Annotated in this window: 20 protein-coding genes and 1 pseudogene; 10 read left to right on the forward strand and 11 right to left on the reverse strand. The window is 63.0% G+C overall.

Annotation, left to right across the window (positions count from 1 at the left end):
* Nucleotides 1-74: 74 nt before the first annotated feature.
* The 3 genes from betB to betI (BLU35_RS02905) are packed head-to-tail and all read right to left on the reverse strand — an operon-like array spanning nucleotide 75 to nucleotide 3,674.
* Nucleotides 75-1,538, reverse strand: a complete 1,464-nt coding sequence (betB, locus tag BLU35_RS02895) for a betaine-aldehyde dehydrogenase (RefSeq protein WP_057250578.1) — start codon at nucleotides 1,536-1,538, stop codon at nucleotides 75-77.
* A 1-nt stretch (nucleotide 1,539) separates the two neighbouring features.
* Complete coding sequence (gene betC, locus BLU35_RS02900) at nucleotides 1,540-3,075, reverse strand: choline-sulfatase (protein WP_093232091.1); 1,536 nt, start codon at nucleotides 3,073-3,075, stop codon at nucleotides 1,540-1,542.
* Entirely contained in the window at nucleotides 3,072-3,674 is a 603-nt protein-coding gene (gene betI / locus BLU35_RS02905; RefSeq protein ID WP_057250573.1) for a transcriptional regulator BetI, read from the reverse strand. The genes betC and betI (BLU35_RS02905) overlap by 4 nt, the downstream gene beginning before the upstream one ends.
* A 146-nt stretch (nucleotides 3,675-3,820) precedes the next feature.
* Here betI (BLU35_RS02905) and BLU35_RS02910 point away from each other — a divergent pair, with 146 nt between their 5' ends.
* Together BLU35_RS02910 and BLU35_RS02915 are read left to right on the forward strand one after the other, a co-directional pair.
* On the forward strand, nucleotides 3,821-4,369 hold the full coding sequence (locus BLU35_RS02910) for an HdeD family acid-resistance protein (RefSeq protein ID WP_093232092.1): 549 nt from the start codon (nucleotides 3,821-3,823) through the stop codon (nucleotides 4,367-4,369).
* A gap of 250 nt (nucleotides 4,370-4,619) precedes the next feature.
* Nucleotides 4,620-6,416 (forward strand): GGDEF domain-containing protein, encoded by a 1,797-nt coding sequence (locus BLU35_RS02915; protein WP_058320347.1) that lies wholly within the window; start codon nucleotides 4,620-4,622, stop codon nucleotides 6,414-6,416.
* Between the two features lie 20 nt (nucleotides 6,417-6,436).
* On the opposite strand, the gene betI (BLU35_RS02920) is transcribed toward BLU35_RS02915, so the two are convergent.
* Nucleotides 6,437-7,018 carry a choline-binding transcriptional repressor BetI gene (betI, locus tag BLU35_RS02920; protein WP_057250567.1) on the reverse strand — a complete coding sequence of 194 codons (582 nt, stop codon included), beginning with the start codon at nucleotides 7,016-7,018 and terminating at the stop codon, nucleotides 6,437-6,439.
* Nucleotides 7,019-7,120: 102 nt separating this feature from the next.
* Between betI (BLU35_RS02920) and choX the strand changes: the two genes are divergently transcribed.
* The 3 genes from choX (at nucleotide 7,121) to BLU35_RS02935 (ending at nucleotide 9,943) form a co-directional block, all read left to right on the forward strand.
* Nucleotides 7,121-8,056 carry a choline ABC transporter substrate-binding protein gene (choX, locus tag BLU35_RS02925; protein ID WP_057250565.1) on the forward strand — a complete coding sequence of 312 codons (936 nt, stop codon included), beginning with the start codon at nucleotides 7,121-7,123 and terminating at the stop codon, nucleotides 8,054-8,056.
* A complete protein-coding gene (locus BLU35_RS02930; protein WP_063893296.1) occupies nucleotides 8,053-8,865 on the forward strand; it encodes an alpha/beta fold hydrolase in 813 nt (270 codons plus the stop codon). Before choX ends, BLU35_RS02930 begins: the two co-directional genes overlap by 4 nt.
* 79 nt (nucleotides 8,866-8,944) lie before the next feature.
* On the forward strand, nucleotides 8,945-9,943 hold the full coding sequence (locus BLU35_RS02935; RefSeq protein ID WP_057250563.1) for an NAD(P)H-quinone oxidoreductase: 999 nt from the start codon (nucleotides 8,945-8,947) through the stop codon (nucleotides 9,941-9,943).
* A gap of 319 nt (nucleotides 9,944-10,262) precedes the next feature.
* Here BLU35_RS02935 and BLU35_RS02940 read toward each other — a convergent pair.
* Nucleotides 10,263-10,999 (reverse strand): annotated as a pseudogene (locus BLU35_RS02940) (DUF3750 domain-containing protein).
* Between the two features lie 71 nt (nucleotides 11,000-11,070).
* Here BLU35_RS02940 and BLU35_RS02945 point away from each other — a divergent pair.
* Nucleotides 11,071-12,078 (forward strand): asparaginase, encoded by a 1,008-nt coding sequence (locus BLU35_RS02945; RefSeq protein ID WP_093232093.1) that lies wholly within the window; start codon nucleotides 11,071-11,073, stop codon nucleotides 12,076-12,078.
* Between the two features lie 61 nt (nucleotides 12,079-12,139).
* Here the strand turns inward: BLU35_RS02945 and BLU35_RS02950 are convergent, their stop codons facing one another.
* Nucleotides 12,140-12,892, reverse strand: coding sequence for a DeoR/GlpR family DNA-binding transcription regulator (locus BLU35_RS02950; RefSeq protein ID WP_093232094.1), 753 nt, complete (start codon nucleotides 12,890-12,892; stop codon nucleotides 12,140-12,142).
* Nucleotides 12,893-12,984: 92 nt separating this feature from the next.
* Here BLU35_RS02950 and BLU35_RS02955 point away from each other — a divergent pair, with 92 nt between their 5' ends.
* Entirely contained in the window at nucleotides 12,985-13,356 is a 372-nt protein-coding gene (locus tag BLU35_RS02955; protein WP_057250555.1) for a hypothetical protein, read from the forward strand.
* A 116-nt stretch (nucleotides 13,357-13,472) separates the two neighbouring features.
* Here BLU35_RS02955 and BLU35_RS02960 read toward each other — a convergent pair whose 3' ends face one another.
* Nucleotides 13,473-14,204 carry a DUF4198 domain-containing protein gene (locus BLU35_RS02960; RefSeq protein WP_093232095.1) on the reverse strand — a complete coding sequence of 244 codons (732 nt, stop codon included), beginning with the start codon at nucleotides 14,202-14,204 and terminating at the stop codon, nucleotides 13,473-13,475.
* Nucleotides 14,205-14,439: 235 nt separating this feature from the next.
* Here BLU35_RS02960 and BLU35_RS02965 point away from each other — a divergent pair, with 235 nt between their 5' ends.
* Nucleotides 14,440-15,060 (forward strand): glutathione S-transferase family protein, encoded by a 621-nt coding sequence (locus tag BLU35_RS02965; protein WP_093232096.1) that lies wholly within the window; start codon nucleotides 14,440-14,442, stop codon nucleotides 15,058-15,060.
* A gap of 18 nt (nucleotides 15,061-15,078) precedes the next feature.
* Here BLU35_RS02965 and BLU35_RS02970 read toward each other — a convergent pair whose 3' ends face one another.
* Entirely contained in the window at nucleotides 15,079-16,002 is a 924-nt protein-coding gene (locus tag BLU35_RS02970; RefSeq protein ID WP_093232097.1) for a bestrophin family protein, read from the reverse strand.
* 54 nt (nucleotides 16,003-16,056) lie between these two features.
* Here BLU35_RS02970 and BLU35_RS02975 point away from each other — a divergent pair, with 54 nt between their 5' ends.
* On the forward strand, nucleotides 16,057-16,758 hold the full coding sequence (locus tag BLU35_RS02975; protein WP_082640654.1) for a dihydrofolate reductase family protein: 702 nt from the start codon (nucleotides 16,057-16,059) through the stop codon (nucleotides 16,756-16,758).
* 6 nt (nucleotides 16,759-16,764) lie between these two features.
* On the opposite strand, the gene BLU35_RS02980 is transcribed toward BLU35_RS02975, so the two are convergent.
* Nucleotides 16,765-17,118 (reverse strand): MmcQ/YjbR family DNA-binding protein, encoded by a 354-nt coding sequence (locus tag BLU35_RS02980; protein WP_057250546.1) that lies wholly within the window; start codon nucleotides 17,116-17,118, stop codon nucleotides 16,765-16,767.
* A 30-nt stretch (nucleotides 17,119-17,148) separates the two neighbouring features.
* On the reverse strand, nucleotides 17,149-17,358 hold the full coding sequence (locus BLU35_RS02985; protein ID WP_057250544.1) for a hypothetical protein: 210 nt from the start codon (nucleotides 17,356-17,358) through the stop codon (nucleotides 17,149-17,151).
* 89 nt (nucleotides 17,359-17,447) lie between these two features.
* Between BLU35_RS02985 and BLU35_RS02990 the strand changes: the two genes are divergently transcribed.
* Nucleotides 17,448-18,386: a LysR substrate-binding domain-containing protein gene (locus BLU35_RS02990; protein ID WP_057250542.1), complete on the forward strand. Its 939-nt coding sequence runs from the start codon at nucleotides 17,448-17,450 to the stop codon at nucleotides 18,384-18,386.
* A gap of 30 nt (nucleotides 18,387-18,416) precedes the next feature.
* Here BLU35_RS02990 and BLU35_RS02995 read toward each other — a convergent pair whose 3' ends face one another.
* On the reverse strand, nucleotides 18,417-19,079 hold the full coding sequence (locus tag BLU35_RS02995; protein WP_093232098.1) for a glutathione S-transferase family protein: 663 nt from the start codon (nucleotides 19,077-19,079) through the stop codon (nucleotides 18,417-18,419).
* Between the last annotated feature and the right edge of the window lie 202 nt (nucleotides 19,080-19,281).

The raw sequence follows: 19,281 nt of genomic DNA on the forward strand, positions 1-19,281 counted from the left end.
TGGATCCCCGGAACTCGCTTCGCTCGCCCGAGGATGAGGGAGGTGGAGCCGCCTCTCGATGGAGGCCCCAATTCTCAATACGGCGCCTGTACCGGCCCCATGCCGACATAGACGGTCTTCAATTCGCTGTAGTGGTTGAGCGCGGCGACCGAATTCTCGCGGCCGAAGCCGGACTGCTTCGAGCCGCCGAACGGGATCTCCACCGGGCAAAGGTTGTAGGTGTTGATCCACAGCGTCCCGGCCTCGAGCTGATCGACGACGCGGTGCGCGCGGGTGATGTCGGCGGTGAAGACGCCGGCCGAAAGGCCGAATTCGGTCGCATTGGCCCGCGCGATCACCTCGGCCTCGTCGTCGAAATCGAGCACGCACATGACCGGCCCGAAGATCTCTTCGCGGGCGATCGTCATGTCGTCGGTGACGTCGGCAAAAACCGTCGGCTGGATGTAGGTGCCTTCTGCGTTGACGGCATTCGGAATGCCGCCGCCGGTCAGGAGCCGTGCGCCCTCCGCCTTGCCCTTCTCGATATAGGAAAAGACCTTGTCGCGCTGCGGCATCGATACCATTGGGCCGAGCTGCGTCGCCTCGTCCATCGGGTCGCCGATGACGATCGCCTCGGTGCGGGCCTTCAGCCGGGTGAGGAACTGTTCCTTGATGCCTTTCTGCACGAAAACGCGGGTGCCGTTGGAGCAGACCTGGCCGGTCGAATAGAAATTGCCGAGCATGGCGCCGCCGATGGCGCTTTCGAGATCGGCATCGTCGAAGACGATCAGCGGCGACTTGCCGCCGAGCTCCATGGTGACGTGCTTGAGTTCGGCTGCGGCCGCACCGGCTACCTTCTTGCCTGTCGGCACGGAGCCGGTCAGCGACACCTTGGCGACGTCAGGATGGTTGACGAGCAACGGACCGGTGGTGCGATCCCCCTGGATGACGTTGTAGAGGCCCTTCGGCAGGCCGGCCTCGACCAGGATCTCGGCGATCTTCAGCGCGCCGAGCGGCGTGTTCTCCGACGGCTTGAAGACCATGGCATTGCCGGCGGCAAGCGCCGGCGCACCCTTCCAGCAGGCGATCTGCTGCGGATAGTTCCAGGCGCCGATACCCACGCAGACGCCGAGCGGCACGCGCTTGGTATAGGCAAAATCGCCGCCGAGCGGGATGTAGTCGCCGTTGAGCGCCGTGGCGATGACGCCACCGAAGAATTCGAAACTGTCGGCACCGGACGTCGGATCGGCGACGATCGTCTCTTGGATCGGCTTGCCGGTATCGAGCGTCTCGAGCTCCGAGAGCTCGCGGTTGCGCTCGCGCATGATCTCGGCAGCGCGCTTCAAAATACGGCCACGGGCCGTCGGGCTCATCGCCGCCCATTCCGGTTGAGCGCGCTTGGCGGCTGCAATCGCCTTTTCGACGATCGCCGGCGTTGCCGCATGCAGCCGGGCGATCACTTCGCCGGTCGCCGGATAGATGCTCTCGATGACGGTGCCTTCGATGTCCTCGACATATTCGCCGTCGATGAAGTGCGAGGCTTGCGGTTGGGCTTTCATGTCATTCTCCCCGCGGATAGCGTTTGGATTCCTCGAGATTGTCGAGGTTCATATGGTTGCGCATGTAGCGCTCGGATGCTTTCTGCAGCGGCTGGTGATCCCAGGGGTAGTAGGCACCGTTGCGGAGCGCCTCGTAGACCACCCAGCGCCGCGCCTGGCTTTCGCGCACGGCCGCGTCGAAAGCCTCCATGTCCCAATGGGTGGCGCACATCTCGCGGAAGGCCTGCAGCGTTGCCGCCTGCACCTGCGTTTCCGGATGGGCCGCCAGATTCTTCAGTTCCAGCGGGTCGGCGTCGAGATCGTAGAGCTGATCCGGATCGAGCGCGCAGTGGATGTATTTCCACTTGCCCTCGCGGATGGCGACGAGCGGGGCGTAAGAAGCTTCCGCTGCATATTCCATCAGCACCGGCTCGCTGCGCTCCTCACCTTTGATCATGGGCACGAGACTCATGCCGTCGGTCCACGGCTTCACCTCGTCCATCGAAATACCGGCGAGATCGGCAAGCGTCGGCGTCACGTCGAGATTGGAGGTCGGGGCCAAGTGCAGACCCGGCGTCACACCGGGGCCTGCGACCATCAGCGGCACGCGGGCTGAACCTTCGAAGAAATTCATCTTGAACCACAGGCCGCGCTCGCCGAGCATGTCGCCGTGATCCGAGCAGAAAAGGATCAGCGTGTCGTCGAGCATGCGGGTGCGCGTCAGCGTGTCGATGAGCTCTCCGACCTTCTCGTCGAGATAGGAGATATTGGCGAAGTAGGCCTGGCGCGACCGGCGGATATTGTCTTCCGTCAGGTCGAAATTGACATAGTCGCAGGAATGCATGATGCGCTTGGAATGCGGGTCCTGCTGGTCCTCCGCCAGCATGCCGATCTCGGGCAGCAGATGCTCGCAATCCTCGTAGAGATCCCAGAATTTCTTGCGCGCCACATAGGGGTCGTGCGGGTGGGTGAAGGAGACGGTCAGGCACCAGAGACGGCGTGTCGCGTCGTCGTTTTCGCGCGAGAGCTGATAGAGCTTCTGATTGGCGAGGAAGGCGACCTCGTCGTCATATTCCATCTGGTTGGTGATCTCGGCGACGCCGGCGCCCGTGACAGAGCCGAGATTGTGGTACCACCAGTCGATGCGCTCGCCGGGCTTGCGATAATCGGGCGTCCAGCCGAAATCGGCCGGGTAGATGTCGGTCGTCAGCCGCTCCTCGAAGCCGTGCAGCTGGTCCGGCCCGACGAAATGCATCTTGCCCGACAGAGCCGTGTAGTAGCCGGCGCGGCGCAGATGATGCGCATAGGTCGGGATCGAGGACTGGTACTCGGCAGCGTTGTCGTAGACGCGGGTGCGGCTCGGCAATTGCCCGGCCATGAACGAGGCGCGGGCAGGGGCGCAGAGCGGCGACGAGGTGTAGTTGTTGCGGAAGCGGGCCGAGCGCGCGGCGAGCGCTTTCAGGTTCGGCGCATGCAGGAACGCGGCCGGTCCGTCCGGAAAGAGCTTTCCGTTCAGCTGGTCGACCATGATGATCAGGATGTTCGATCTTGCTGTCATGCGGCCGTTCCCTGGTATTTGAGCCGATCGATGTGCGAGCTGACGTAGTCTTCCGTGAGCGCGATCGATGCTTCGATGCTGATCGGCGCGGAGCGCAGACTCTGGCGGATATAAAGCCCGTCGATCATCGCAGCAGCGCCTTCAGCGATGCGTTCCGCGTCATCGTCGGCACAAAGGGCCTTGAGGCTCGCCATGAGGTTGGAGCGCAGGCGCCGGGCATAGACGACGAGCAGCCGCCGCACCTCCTCAGACCGTTGCGCCTCCGAATAGAAGGCGAGCCATGCGGCAATCGTATCTGGGGCGAACTGGCTTGCCTGGAAGGAGACGCGGATCAAGGCGCTCAGCCTTTCGCGTGGGCCTGCCACCGTGCGAAGCGCCGTCACCGTGTCGTCGCGCAACTGCCGTAGAAGGCTGCGGATCGTCTCGATCAGCAATTGTTCCTTGCTGCCGAAATAGTGGTGGGCAAGGGCAGGGGAGACGCCGGCGTGGCGGGCGATCTCGGACATGGTGACGGTCAGCGTGCCCTGGTCGCCGATCACGCGAAGTGCTGCGTCCACCAGCGCCTTGCGGCGCACTGGCTCCATTCCGACCTTTGGCATCCGTCTCTCCCTTGACGGAGGTCAGTTTATTTTTGATTGACTCATCAATCAATAAAGATCTTCGGTGTTTTCGCTTCCCTTTTTCGAAGAAATCCGGCTCAATCCTCCCGGTAGCGATCCCGCGATCTGAAGGACTGGAGGTTGAAATGACCCATGCATTCGATCACGCCGACAAGACGGCGGTTGCCCGCAAATGGGGGTGGTTCGTAGCACTCGGCGTGCTGCTCATCATGTGCGGTGGCCTTGCCTTCGGCAATCTGCTGATGGCCACGGTCGCTTCGGTCTATTATGTCGGGATCATCATGCTGGTCGGCGGGCTTTTCAATCTCGCCCACGCCTTCCAGGTCAAGGGCTGGGAAAGCGTACTTTACTGGGGGCTCAGCGGCGCCTGTTATACGATCGCCGGCCTGTTTGCCTTCATCAATCCCTTGCTTGCCTCGTCCTTCCTGACCTTCGTGATGGCGATCGCCCTCATCGTCGCCGGCTGCTTCCGCATCTGGGTCGGTCTCAAGCTCAGGCCAGTACAAGGCTGGGGATGGGTGGCACTCGGCGGTCTGGTCACGCTTGCCGCCGGCCTCATCATCGCCGCCGGCTGGCCGGTCAACAGTCTCTGGATCCTCGGCCTTTTCCTCGCCGTCGACCTGGTGATGCAGGGCCTGTCGCTGATCGCCTTCGGCGTGCTGGCGAAGGGATAACCGCCCCCTTCCTGTGGGGTTCCGAGCTGGGTGCCCGGCCGTACGAAAGCGGCCGTTATCGGCGCCCGGGCAACCGCAGCAATCGCTCATGAAACTACTGATTTCATTAGAATGTTTGCAGTAGATCAAGGGCGGTAGCGACTGTCATATACCTTTCATCAAAGCTTCATAATGGGGAAAGACTTCGTTGATAGTTGGCGGCCATGCTGCCGGCGTCCGATCGTCCGTTCCCCTGTCTCTGGAGCCCGGCATGTCCGCCGCCCCCGCCGAAATCCTCTCGTTGCGCCGGTTCGGCGACGACCAGATCGTCACGCTCGCCAAGCTGGTGATCGAGAGTGCCTTCCAGCCGATCACCGAAGCGGCGACCGGCACCGTCTTCGGTTACGAATCGCTGATGCGCGGCTTCCAGAAACTGGGCTTTGCCTCGCCGCTGGAACTGCTCGACAAGGCGGAAGAAGCCGGGCAATTGCTGGCGCTGGAGCACATGATCAACAGCCGCGCCGTCGCCGGCTTCGCGACGCTGCCCGATCATTCCGCCCGCACCCTGTTTCTGAATTTCGACTCGCGCCTCGTCGGCGGCGAGGGCGACATCGTCGAGCGCCTCGTCAACCATCTGAAGCGCGCCGGTATCGCCCCTTCGTCGCTCTGCTTCGAGCTTTCCGAGCGTTTCGACAGCGGCAAGATGCCGGACTTCTCCGCGCTCGTGCGCGATCTCCGGCTCGCCGGCTTCAAGCTCGCCATTGACGATTTCGGGGCTGGCTTCAACGGGCTGAAGCTGCTCTGCGACCAGCCGGTCGATTACGTGAAGATCGACAGGCACTTCATCTCCGGCATCGAGGCTGACGCCCGCAAGCGCCACCTCGTGCGCCACACCGTCAACACCGCGCATGTGCTTGGTACGCGGGTCATCGCCGAGGGCGTCGAGACGGAGGCGGAGTTCCTCACCTGCCGCGACCTCGGCTGCGATCTCGTGCAGGGCTATTACGTCGCCCGGCCGACCACCCATCTCAGCGAGCTTCTGCCCGCCTATCCGCATCTCGATCAGAGCGTCAGCGTGAGGCGACCCTCGTCCTCGCTCGACAGTATCCTGATCCGCAAGCAGATCGAGCAACTGCCGACGGTGCGCGAAAGCGATGAACTCGATTCCGTCTTCGATCTCTTCCGGCGAAACCCGCGCCAGGGCTTCTTCCCGGTTCTGAACGCCAATGGCGAGCCGCGCGGCATTCTGCATGAGTATCACGTCAAGGAGCTGATCTATCACCCCTTCGGCCGTGATCTCCTCAAGAACCGGATCTACCAGCGGCGGATCTCGCATTTCGTCAGCCCGGCACCGATCGCCGATCTCGATACGCCCGCGGATGAAATGCTGAAGATCTTCGCCGGCATGGACGGCAGCGATTGCCTGATCCTTACGGAGAACATGCGTTACGCCGGTACGCTTTCGGCCTCGTCGCTTCTGAAGATCATCAACGAAAAGCAGCTCAAGATGGCGCAGGAGCAGAACCCGCTGACGGGCCTGCCCGGCAACCGCGCCATCCGCGACTACGTCCAGGACGCGATCCTCGACGGCGATCAGACCCGCTATTTCTGCTATTGCGACTTCGACGACTTCAAGCCGTTCAACGACACCTACGGCTTCCAGAAGGGCGATCTCGCGATCACGCTGTTTGCCGCGCTCCTGCGCCGCCACTTCATCGGCGAGGAGAAGTTCCTCGGCCATGTCGGAGGAGATGATTTCTTCGTCGGCATCAGCGGCTGTTCGGTCGAGGAGCTGGAGGCGGTGCTGAACCGCCTGCTGGACGATTTCCGCTCCGACGTGCGCCAGCTCTACTCGGCGGAGCACCAGGCCGAGGGCCGCATCAGCGGCCATGGTCGCGACGGTGCGCCGAAGGAATTCGCGCTGATGCGCTGCTCGATCGCCGTCCTCGGCCTGCCGGAGGGCTTCGTCTTTTCCGATGCCCAGGCCGTCAGCGCCCGCATCGCCGAAATCAAATCCCGCGCCAAGACCAGCGAAGCCGGTCTTGTCATGGACGCACTCGGCGGCTGATTTCCCGTCTTCGGGCTCGCTTAGGTCGCGGGTATGCGATGGGCGAGATAGTCGCGCATCTGGGAAAGCGCCGTGTCGCGCGTCAGCCCTTCCGATTGCAATCCGAGCCTAAGCCAAAGGCCGTCGATCAATGAAGTGATGCCGAGCGCCACGGTCTCGCAGTCTTCTGCCGGCAACAGGTCCACGAGCGCGGAAAGCAGGTTCGAGCGCATGCGCGCGTGGATCACCTTCTGGATGCGGGCAAGCTGCGGCTCGCGCGGAACTTCGGCACAAAGGGAAAGCCAGGCATGGCAGACCGAAGGCTGGAAGAAGCGCTCCTCGAAGTTCGCCTCAATGATCGCCTCTAGCCGCTCGCGCGGCGTGCGTGCGCGGTTCAGCCGAACGACCACCGCTTCCTTGAGCGCGGCGTTCGCCTCGCGCATGGCATGTTCGAAAAGCTCCTGTTTGTTGGCGAAATAATGCAGCACGATGCCCTTGGAGGCGCCGGCGTGTGTCGCGACCTTCTCCAGCGTCGCGCCGGCCATGCCCTCTTTCTGCAGCACCTCAAAGGCCGCGCGGCGCAGCTCGCGCCGCCTGATCTCGCTTATCCTCGTCAGTCGCATCAGCCGCCTCCAAACGATTCCCACATTGACAAACTTTCCGGAAAGATCAAATGTTGACCCATGGGACAATTATTAGTCCGAATGGACAAACTGGAGGATGCGATGCCGAAGCTGAAACTGTTGATGTCCACCATTGCCGTTGTCGCCGTCGCCTCTCCGGCCTTGGCCGGCGAGGCGCAATCCTGTCGGCAAGTCCGGCTGGCCGAGCCCGGTTGGAACGATCTGGCGTTCACCACGGGCGTCGGGCTGACAGTCCTCAAGGCATTGGGTTATGAACCCGAAAGCAAGCTGCTCGGCATTGACGTCATCTACACCAGTCTGCGCAGCGGCGATCTCGACGTCTTCCTTGGCTATTGGGACCCGGCGATGGTCTCCTATTACAAGCCCTACAAGGACGACGGTTCGGTTGAAACCGTCCGCACCAATCTGAAGGGGGCCAAGTACACGTTCGCCGTACCCGATTATGTCTGGGAGGCGGGCGTCAGGGATTTCGCGGACCTGAAGACCTTTGCCGACAAATTCGAGAAGAAGATGTACGGCATCGAGCCCGGCTCCAACCAGCTGATGCTGGATGCCGTCAAGGACCAGGGCCTCGGGCTTGATGGCTGGGAAGTGGTGGAATCAAGCGAGCAAGGCATGCTGGCGGAAGTCACGCGCCGGGTTCGCGACAAGTCCTTCATCGTCTTTCAGGGCTGGGCGCCGCATCCGATGAACACGGCCCTGTCGATCAAGTATCTGACCGGCGGCGACAAGTTCTATGGACCGGACTTTGGCGCGGCGACCGTTTCGACCCAGGTGCGCAAGGGCTACCTGCAGGAATGCCCGAATGTCGCCAGGCTCCTCAACAATCTGAGCTTCGATATCGACTTCGAGAACCGCGGCATGGGTTCCCTGATGAGCGACGGGCTGGCGCCGGAGGAGGCCGGCAAGAAGGCCATCGAGCAGGAGCCGCAGCGGCTCGACGCCTGGCTTTCCGGGGTGACGACCTTCGACGGGCAGCCGGGGCTTGCCGCGGTCAAGGCCGCGCTCGGACTGTGATCGTCATCGACCAGCAAGATTGGTCGCCGCTGAAGCGGCGGCTCGAACTGCCCGGCGGGCGCCAGTTCGCCTATGTCGATCGCGGCGAGGGGCCGGCGCTGTTGCTGCTCCACGGCTATTCCGACAATAGCCGCTCTTTCTCGCTGGTCGCGCCCCACCTCGTGGGCTATCGACTGATCATTCCGGATCTCGCCGGCCACGGCGCGTCGCAGGCGGGGCCGGGGGCAACGGTTGCCGATTTTTCGCGGGATCTCGCTTGTCTGGCCGATAGGCTGGCGCTGAGGGATATCGTCGTCATCGGCCATTCCATGGGGGCAATGACCGCCATTGCGCTTGCCGCCCTTCGCCCGGACCTGGTCCGGGCCCTCGTTCTTTTATCCGGCAGCCTGCAGCCGGGCCTCGACGCGAGGAGTCCAACGGCGCGGGCGATCCGCGCGTTGAAGGATCCGCTGGATCAGGAACACCCGTTCTTCGATGTCTGGCACGCCTGCAACCAACCAGTCGACCCGGCGTTCCTTGCGCACATGCGCAAGGAGGCCGCAGAGATACCGACGCAGACGTGGCTCGCTATCCTCGATGGCCTTGCCGCGACCGATCTTCGCGCCGCCGCGCGGCAGTTGCGTTTGCCGGTGCTGGCGATCGGCGGCAGTGAGGATCCGCTGTTCGACGCTGGGCATCGCCGGCTGCTGGCGGAAACCATCGGCTCGGCGCGCTCGATCAGCTTGGCCGGCCATGGCCACAACCCTCATTGGGAAAGCCCGGCACTGGTGGCTGGCGAGATCCTGTCCTTCCTGGCGGCCGAACCCTGATCGGCCAATACTACCGCCACCCTTTTCGCGGCACGCCGTCAGCGCTAGATGTGGCACATCAGCAGCATGAGGTGGTGCCATGTCCCTTCCGTCAGAAATGAACTTCGTCGATCTTCCGGCCCCAGGCGGACCGGAAAACATGGTCCTGAAAAAGGGACCGTTGCCTGAGATCAAACCGGGCGACATCCTCGTTCGGGTGGAGGCGGCCGGCATCAACCGTCCCGATGTCTTGCAGCGCAAGGGCGACTATCCGCCACCGCCGGGTGCAAGTCCGATCCTCGGCCTTGAAGTGGCCGGCGAGGTGGTGGCGCTCGGCGCGGGTGCGGAAGGATTTCAAATCGGAGACAAAGTCTGCGCGCTCGCCAACGGCGGCGGCTATGCGGAATATGCGGCAGTCCCGGCAAGCCAGGCGCTGGCCTGGCCGAAGGGCTATGACGCGGTGAAGGCGGCGGCTCTGCCCGAAACCTTCTTCACCGTCTGGGCCAATGTCTTCGACATGGCCGGCTTGAAGGCGAGCGAAACGATCCTCATCCATGGCGGCTCCAGTGGCATCGGCACGACGGCGATCCAGCTTGCCAAGGCCTTCGGCGCCGAGGTCTTCGTCACCGCCGGCAGCGCCGAGAAATGCCAGGCTTGCGAGTCGCTCGGCGCCAAGCGCGCGATCAACTATCGCGAAGAGGACTTCAAAACGGTCGTTATCGAAGAGACGGATGGACGCGGCGTCGACGTCATCCTCGATATGGTCGGCGGGCGTTACTTCGACCGCAACATCGCTTCGCTGGCGAAGGACGGCCGCCTGTCGATCATCGCCTTCCTCGGCGGCGCCAAGGTCGAGGCGGCGAACATCGCGCCGATCCTGACAAAGCGTCTGCATGTGATGGGCTCGGCGCTCCGTCCCCGTACGCCGGCGGAGAAGCAGGCGATCCGCGATGGTTTGGTGGCAAAGGTCTGGCCGCTGCTCGAGGCGGGCAAGGTCGCGCCGGTGATCCACTCCGTGCTGCCCTTTGCCAAGGTGGCGGACGGGCATCGCGAGATGGAGACCGGCGACCATATCGGCAAGATCATCATGTCCATGTGATCCCCGGATCGCCACGTGATTTGCGCCATTAAACCTTAGTCGGTCTTGCAAATACCGTGGGATCACCTACCTTGTTGCCATCTGAAACGAACAGAAAGGAAGGTGATCCAATGTCTAATGGGATTTCGGTCTTGGTGAAGGGCATGGGAGAGGTGAACACGTCGAGGCAGCCCTCGGCTTGATCCCCGCCTTCCTTCGGGCCTAAAGCCCGGGCCACTCACTTGGCCAGAACTCAGGGAAGGGTCGCCTCGGGCGGCCCTTTTCCATTTTCGGTATTCCCCGCCCGGGCCTTCAGCCTCAACTGTTGGAACTTTGCAGATCACACCCCGAAGCGTCCGAGCGCCGGGATCTTGATGCCGGGCTTCGCGAAATCAAATCCGGCGACGAGGCCGAAAAAGTGCAGTTCGAGGCCGCTGCGAACACCAGCCGAGATACCGGCGACGCCATAGAGCGTGGCGTGCATGTCACGGCCATCGGCATCGATCTGGAACAACTTGCCCTCCGGCAGATAATCGCGGCCGACGGCGTCGGGCGGCAGCACGGCGCCGAGTTCCGGCACGGAGCGCAGCACGTGGGCGACGAAGGTGTTGGAGTTCGGGCCCGGCCAGATCCGATAGCCGCCGGGTGCGTCATAGGGATAGCTTGCGATCGCCGCTTCGATCTTCGGGATCAGCCGGCTGGCTTCGGTTCCGGTGATCGAAACAACCAATCTCGGCTCGTTCGAATACCAGCGCGCATCGGCCGGATAGGCGTTGCGGCGGATCGGCTTGCCCCAGCCGACCTTGTCGTAGCGGTTGTAGGCGAGGGCGCCCTGTTGCTTGGTCACGATCCAGGCGTGGCTGGCGACGGCGCCCTTCATGCCGCCGGTCGTTGCCGAAAAGACGTAGATCGCCGCATCGGGCTCTCGGCTGTCTTCGGCAGGATGCCCGCCGAGGACCAGTCGGCAGAGCGCCAGCTCTGTGGCCGGTCCTGCATGTACCACCAGCCGGCCGAGGCTAGCGCCGGCAGAAGGTAGATGATGAGAAAGGCGGCGGCGAGCCTGCGGGCGAATTTCATGAAAACTCCGTTTCCTGCCTTAAGATTCCTGCTAAATGCACGGAGCAATTTCGGAAATTTGAGGGCAAGGCATGTCGAATCCCGTTCTCGTCGAAGTCACCCGCGGAAACCTCGTCGAAAGTCGCCATCGCGGACTTGTGATCGCCGTCGACGGCGATGGCCGGACCGTCTTTTCGCTCGGTGAGACTGACACCGCCGTTTTCCCGCGCTCCGCCTGCAAGGCGATGCAAGGGCTGCCCTTGATGGAAAGCGGTGCGGCCGACGCCTACGGTTTCGGCAACAGGGAACTGGCTCTTGCCTGCTCCTCCCATTCCGGCGAGCCGGAGCATGTAGAGCTTGCCGCAAAGATGCTCGCGGCGGCGGGCCTCGACGTCTCGGCGCTCGAATGCGGCGCCCATTGGTCGTCCGACCAGAGGACCTTGATCGGCCAGGCCCGCAGCCTGGAGGCGCCGACAGCGCTTCATAACAACTGCTCCGGCAAACATTCAGGCTTCATCTGCGCCTGCTGCCATTCCGGCACCGAGGTGAAGGGCTATGTCGGCTACGAGCATCCGCTGCAGCAGGAAATCCGCGGCACGATGGAAAGCCTGACCGGGGCGATCCTCGGCACGGACAATTGCGGGGTCGACGGCTGCTCGATCCCGACCTACGCCGTTCCGCTCAAGGGCCTGGCGCACGGGTTTGCCAAGATGGCGACCGGCGTCGGTCTTGGACCCGAACGCGCCCGGGCCTCCAGGCGGCTGATCGAGGCCTGCATGGTCGAGCCCTTCTACGTGGCCGGAACCAAGCGCGCCTGCACCCGGCTGATGAAAACGGCCCCCGGCCGCATCTTCGCCAAGACCGGTGCCGAAGGCGTGTTCTGTGCCGCCATCCCGGAAAAGGGCATCGCCATCGCGCTGAAATGCGAGGACGGCACGACCCGCGCCGCCGAAGCGATGGTGGCGGCAACGCTTGCGCGCTTCTTCAGGGATGAGCCGGACCTGCACGCGGCCCTGATGGCGCAGGCAAATCACTCGATGTACAACTGGAACGGCATCCATGTCGGCGACGTCAGGATCACGGACGCTTTCGCCGCCTGAGGTTCGCGGGCGACGGTTCTCGCCTGCAGCCCTCACGGACAGCCTCGGCGCGCTGGCACCGTCAGGCGCCGATCATCACAACGCTCGCGTCGTCATAGGGCGTTAGCATCTGGCGCTCGATTTCCACCGGTACGATGAAGCCGGCGAGATCGGCGATTCCGGCCACGCGATGTGGCGAAACTGCGTGGAATTTCTCCGCTGTCGCAAGCACATAGGTGTCGGCGGCCTGGGCGAGGATCGCGCGCTTGACGGCCGCCTCCTCGAAGTCGCCGGTGGAAACTCCGTGAACCGGATGAATGGCGGTGACGCCGAGGAAGAACAGGTCGATGCGGATGCCGGCGATGGCGGTGAGCGCCGCCGCGCCCGTCGCAACCATCGAATGTTTGTAGAGCCGGCCACCGATCAGGATCACTTCGGCTTCGTGGCGTTCGAGCTCGGCGGCAATCGTCGGGCTGTGGGTGACGACGGTCAGCCGCATCTCCCGCGGCAGTGCCCGCGCGATTTCCGCGTTGCTCGTGCCGCCGTCGAGAAAGATCGTCTGGCCCGCCTCGATCATCGTCGCGGCCTTTCGCCCAAGCCGGTGTTTGACGTCGCCGGCAATCTCCTGCCGTGCGGTAAAGTTTGGTAGCGGCGGGACCAGCGGCAGCGCGCCGCCATGTACGCGCTTCAGCAAACCTTCCGCCGCCATCTCGCGGAGATCGCGCCGGATCGTGTCTTCCGAGAGGTCCAGTTCGTCCGCCAGGCGCTTGGCGACGATCTCGCCGTCGCGCGCCAACCGTGCCGAAATCAAAGCCCGTCTCTGTGTTGTCAGCATGAATACCTCCTTGACTCTTCACGATATTGCACGAAATATCGTGAATATTCCAGAATGATCTGGATATTTCGTGCAGAAATTTGGAGAAGATCATGCTGATTTTGATCGCGGGGCCCTATCGCTCGGGAACCGGAGACGACCCGGCCAAGATGGCCGCCAACCTGAAGCGACTGGAGGAGCCGTCCTATGCGCTGTTTCGGGCCGGGCACGTGCCTGTCATCGGCGAATGGGTGGCGCTGCCGGTGTGGAATGCGGCGGGTGGCGAGCGCATCGGGGACGACCTCTACGAGGAAATTTTCCATCCCGTCGCCGGCCGCTTGCTGGCACTGTGCGACGCGGTGCTGCGTCTGCCGGGCGACAGCAAGGGTGCCGACAACGACGTGCGCATCGCCCGTGAACGCGGCATTCCCGTCTACTACCGCTTGGAAGACGTGCCCGGTTGCGGCGAGGCGCTGGTTGCCTGACCGGAAACGACCCGGCAGGGATACCTGCCGGGCCGTGGCGGTGCTTCTGAACTCCACCTCAATCTCGGCCCCAACCCGAGGATTGGGTCCGCATTGCGGTGAGGGAGGCGGGAGGCCTATTCGTGCACGTGCGGCTCGGCGACGAAGGTCAGCGTGGCCGTTAAACCTTTCTTGTCGGCGGCGATGTTGCTTTCGAGCGGGATCGCGTGGCTGACGGCAAGAATGTTGACGCCGGCGTTGCGCAGCGTCACTTCCGCTTCGCCATTCGCGTTCGTCTTTTCAGAGACGAGCTCAGGCAATCCGGCATAGTCGAGGGTGATTTCCTTGCCTTCGAGCGGCTTGCCGTCGAGCAATAGGCGGATGCGAAATTTCTCGCCCGGCTTCAGGCCAACAGGGTTGTCGAGCGGGATGATCTGCAGCGGCTGTGCCGGGAAGGCCGGCAGTGCGCCATGCGCATGCACCAGCGCGATGCTGTATTTGACCGAATGGCTCGCCTGTTTGGCGCCGGGCACCTCGTTCCTGGGCTTGTTCACCCATTTGCCGTCTGCGCCTTCGCTCCAATAGCCGTTGTCGAACTCCAGTGCGACGAGCGCCGGCTTGCCATCGAGTTTCAGCCTAGCGTGATTGTCTTCCGCCTCGATCGTCACCGGCAGCGCTTGACCGTCTTCGCCAACGGCCGAGACCGATTTCACTTTGGCCGGATCATAGGATTCGTCCGCGGGGCCGTGGCCGTAGATCACCGCCAGCGTTCCCCAGCGCTCGCCGATCCATGCGCCATGGGAGAAGGCGGGTGTGGCGACGGCGGCAAACAGGCCAGCAGCGATGAGGGTTGAAAAGAGCGTTTTCATAAGCAACTCCGAATAATGTTATAACGTAACAATGATCTTCTATTGAAATCCGTTCGGGCTTGTCAATCGGGCTGACTTCCTTTCTTCTGCCGCCGATCTTTGGTCTGGAGTTGAAACGTTAGGAAACGCACGGTTCATCGCACGCATTCCGCTTCCGTCCGCCAGAATGATAGGGCAGGGTCGGGTCTGTCGGCACCACGTCGTCCGATCCGCGTGATCGCAGAGGAGAGTTGAAGTGTTGAAATTGTTCTACGCCCCGGGCACCTGCTCATTGGCTTCGCATATCGCGCTGGAAGAGGCGAGCGCTGACTACGAGGCGCGCCGCGTCGATTTTTCGACCGCCGAACAGACCAAGCCCGACTATCTCGCGGTAAACCCGAAGGGCCGGGTGCCGGCGCTGTTGACCGACCGGGGCGTCATCACCGAAACGCCGGCGATCCTCACCTATATCGCCGAGACAAATCCGGCAGCGAACCTTGCACCAAGGGGCGATGCCTTTGCTTTTGCGCAGTTGCAGTCGTTCATGAACTATCTCTGCTCGACGGTGCATGTCGCCCATGCCCATGGACGTCGCGGCGCGCGCTGGGCCGACGATCCGGCGGCGCACGAGGCAATGAAGGCCAAGGTCGCCTCCAACATGGCGGCCTGCTTCGAACTGATCGAGAACACGATGTTGGAAGGCCCCTTCGTCCTGGGCGAGACCTATTCGGTTGCCGATCCCTACCTTTTCACCATCGCCGGCTGGCTCGAATCGGACGGTGTGGATCCCGCGCGTTTCCCGAAAATCCTGGATCACCGCAACCGCATGACCGCGCGTCCGGCCGTTGCCCGGGTCCTGGCCGCGCTCAAGACCTGAGCTGCGCGACCATCTGGGCTACATCAGGATGTAGTCCTTGGGCTGCGGCAGGGGCGGAAGATCAGTCTCGCCGAGCGCCTCGCGCAGGTTGATCTCGATCGTTTCGGCAAGCGCCATGATCGGCAGGTCGTTCGGTAATACGCCGAACGGCTCCTCCAGTTCGTCCCCGAGTGCATTGAGGCCGAAGAAGGTGTAGGCGACCAGCGCGGTGACAAAGGGCGTGGCCCCACCGAGCGCATCGGCAAAGCCGAAGGGCAGCAGGAAGCAGAAGAGATAGGCGGTGCGGTGCAGGAGCAGCGTGTAGCCGAAAGGCACCGGCGTGTTGCGGATGCGCTCGCAGGCGGCAAGCATCGCCGACATCCTGCCGACGGTGCCATCCAGTTGGGCCCACTGAAAGTCGCTGATCGCGCCCGAAGCGCGCAAGCCCGCGAGATCGCGGCCCATCTCACGCAGGAGGTAGTCCGGCGCGTTGCGGCTTGCCTTGTAGCCGGGAGCGAGATCGTCGGGCAGTCGCGCGAGCGCCCTGGTGGCATCATTGCCCGGCCGCAGGTGGCCAACCAGGGCGCGAGCAAAGGCGATGGCGGTGTTGAGGAGCCGTTGCCGCGCCGCATTCTCCGATGCTTTCGCGTCGACCAGGACCAGTGTCTGCCGGGCGAGATCGCGCGACGTGAAGATCAGTTGCCCCCAATCCTTCCGCGCCTCCCACCAGCGGTCGTAGCAGGCGTTGTTGCGGAAACCGAGGAACACCGAGAGCGCAATGCCGAGCAGGGCGAAAGGGCCGCTGTTGACGCTTGGAACGATGCCGGGATCGGCACGGTGTGCCCAGACGACGAAGGCGGAAAGGCCGAAGACGAACAGCACCTGCGGAAAGATCCGCTGAATGATCGATCCTCTGAGGATGAAGAACAGTTTCAGAAGGCTGGGGCGGTCGCGAACGATCATGGAAGAACACCTGTGTGGCCGTCAGCTTCCACCGGTATAGGCGCGAGCTCTGAAATGGAAGGCCGCTCATTGGATGCCGCCAGCCGCCGGCGCGAGATTTTTACCGCCTATGTCGGCTCAGTCGCCGCGCGCACGTCCTTGTTGCGTAACGCCAACAGGGAGACAACGACGATGCGCAAGGTGGTTGCCGGCATGCAGATGTCCATCGACGGGATGATCGATGGACCGGATGGCTATACGGACTGGGTCGATTCCTGGTCGGACACCTTCGACCTCCTGCCTGAGATCGATGCCTGCGTCCTCGGGAGCGGCATGTATTCGGGCTATGAGCAATATTGGAGCGCGATCAAACAGAATCCGCATGCGCCGCTGGAGTTTACCGGCAAGGTGCCGACGCAGGAGGAGATCGAATATACGGATTTTGCTTTGAGCACGCCGCATTATGTTCTCTCGAAAGAGCGCTCGGAGGTGCAATGGGCCAACGCCACCATCGTTCGCGATGCTGCCGAGATCGAGCAGCTAAGGCGCCAGCCGGGTCGGACCATCTATGTCGTCGGCGGCGCTCGCACCGTGTCGAGCCTGATGGATCACGGCCTGATCGACGAATTGCGTCTCACCATCCATCCCCTGGTGGTGGGGAAGGGCAAGGCGCTGTTCGAAACCATCGCCCAGCGCCACTACGTGCAACTCGATGACGTGAAGAGGGTCGATGACGGCAAGGTTTGCCTGATCTACAAGGTCGGGGATCGAAGCTGAAAGCGGTCAGCCGGCGAGTTTCGCAGCAAGCCGCTTTGGCGCCTTCTGGCGCCAGGCTGCAACCAGTCGCCCGGTCAGGCTCTTATCGTCGATCACCGAAAGCCGAACCAGCATCGCCGGCCAGCCTTTGTAGTGATCGGTCTCGAAATAGAGTTGCGGGTCGAGTTCCAGCAGCAATTCCTTTTCCTCGAGCGCACACATGACGACAAGCGTGTCGCCGTCCTTCATGCGCACGAAGCTCTTGTCTTTCACCAGCAGTGCCGGCGTGCCGTAGGAGGTGCCGATGGCAACCTCCGGCAAGCCGGCGGCTTCCGCCAGCTTGACGACCCGTGCGAAATTGCGGTCGAGATCCTCGCTCATCCCGTCAGCATATCACAGGGTCATTGTCCGTCACCGGCCCCCGGCTTGCAGGCAGTCGCTGGCGCACTCGGCCGCGCGCGGCCAGGGCCAGCCGGGGAAGGGCAGATCACCGAGTTCGCGTTCGTCCATCCGCTCGAGATCCGGGTGCTGCAGCGGGTCACGCGCCCAGGCTAGTCGCGTATCCTGCTTCCGACTTTCAAAAGTGGCGAATGCGGTCAACATCGAGAGAAGCTTCAACATGGCGGCCCATCCTTTCGATGCTTGGATGATCTGCCTGTCTCGCTGTCTTTTCAATTGAGAATAGCACCGAACGGGTTTAGGAAAACTATATGAGAGATCTGAATTCCGTCCATTTGAACGGGCTTCGCGCCGTGGAAGCGGCCGGTCGCCTTGGTTCGTTGGCGGCTGCTGCCGAGGAGCTCGGCGTGACCTCAGGCGCCGTCAGCCAGCAGATTGCCAAGGCGGAGGCCCAGCTTGGCCGCATCCTGTTCGAGCGCACGCCGCGCGGCCTCGTCCCGACCGACTTTGGCCTGCGTTTCCTCGTCCGCCTCAGCAACGCCTTTCAGGAGCTGGCGGAGGCCGTGGCCTCGGCTCGGCGACGCGACGAGTCGGTGCTGACGATCTCGGTGGCACCGGTCTTTGCCGCCCGCTGGCTGGTCTATCGGCTGAACCGTTTCGCCGAGCGCCACCCCGACATTCGCCTGCGCATCGATGCCACGACCAAGCTCGTCAATCTCGACACATCGGATGTGGATGTCGGCATCCGTGTGGGCTCGGGCGACTGGCCTGGCGTTAAATCCGAACTGCTGTTGCAGCAGGAGGTCTTTCCCGTCTGTTCGCCGGTCGTGGCGCAGAACTTGCGCGTACCTGCAGATATTCTAAAGCTCCCCGCCGTGATCGACGGACACTCGATGTTCAGCTGGGAGGTGTGGCTTCGCGAAGTCGGCCTCTCCGGTGCCGAAATGACCGTTCGCCACACGTTCAATGAGGCGTCGCTGGTGCTCGATGCGGCGATCTCGGGGCAGGGGGTCATGCTCGCCTGGCAGACGCTCGCCGGCTTCGCGATCACCCAAGGCAGTTTGGTCGTGCCCTTCGGTATCCGCGTGGGCACCGGCTACGGCCACTACTTCGTCAGCTCGCCATCGCGGCGGGAAAGCAAGGCCGCAGCCGCCTTCAAGCGCTGGGTTCGTGACGAGGTGGAGGAGGGCATGCGCCTGCTCGATCTCAGGGCGCCGCGCGTACGCTTCGACGCGGCGACCATGCGCTGATCACTTGAAACGAGCCCCCCTCCGGACGGCTCAATCCGCCGGCTCTTTCAGCCGCTCTTCCATCATCGCCTTGAAAGCCGGGCGGGCATGGCAGCGGGCAAGCCAGGCCGAAACGCGTGGATGCTTCTCGAAGAGCTGTTTCTGGCTTATGGCGTAGCGGAAGACTTCCGCGAGGTTGAGGTCGGCTACGGTGAAGCGATCGCCAACCAGGTAGTCGCGCCCGTCGAGGTGCTCTTCCAGGCGGGTAAACACCTTGTCGAGGGACTTGGCGCAGGTAGTGATCGTTGCCCTGCCTTGGTCGGTTTCCTCAGTGCCGTAGTCGTAGGTGAGGATGATCTGCACCGCATGCGGCTCGACCTCCGTCGCCGCCCACATCGTCCAGTTGCCCATCAGTCCCTCTTCACGGATATCAGCCGGTCCCAGCGGGCCGCCGTATTTGCGCGCAAGGAAAAGATTGTTGGCAAGCGATTCCGTCAGTACGACGCCGTCGTCTTCGATCGCCGGAATCAGACCCATCGGGTTGACGGCGAGGAAGGCCGGCGACTTGGTGTTGATGGGCGCATCGGCGGCAAGCGGATCTGCAACCCGGCGCGCCTGGATGACCGGAACGGACGTGAAGGGGATTCCGAGCTCCCGCGCCATCCAGTAATTGCGCGATGCGCGCGAGCGATAGACTCCGTAGATCGTCAGCATGTCGTCCTCCCGTCGTTGCCGTGACCTTGTCTTAAGCCAAGCGTGCTGGACGGCGAAAGCCGGCGCCGCTGATACCACACATGAAATCTTTTGATAGGCCATGCGGCCCATTGCCCGCTTGCCTTTCGCGCCGTTGGTCTTTAGCTGTCGCAGTCGATTTTGGGGGCACTTTTGGCGCGACGGTTTCTAGGCGATCGGTTGA

Origin of the sequence: Sinorhizobium sp. NFACC03 (genome assembly GCF_900103435.1) — a bacterium.
Lineage (GTDB): Bacteria > Pseudomonadota > Alphaproteobacteria > Rhizobiales > Rhizobiaceae > Ensifer.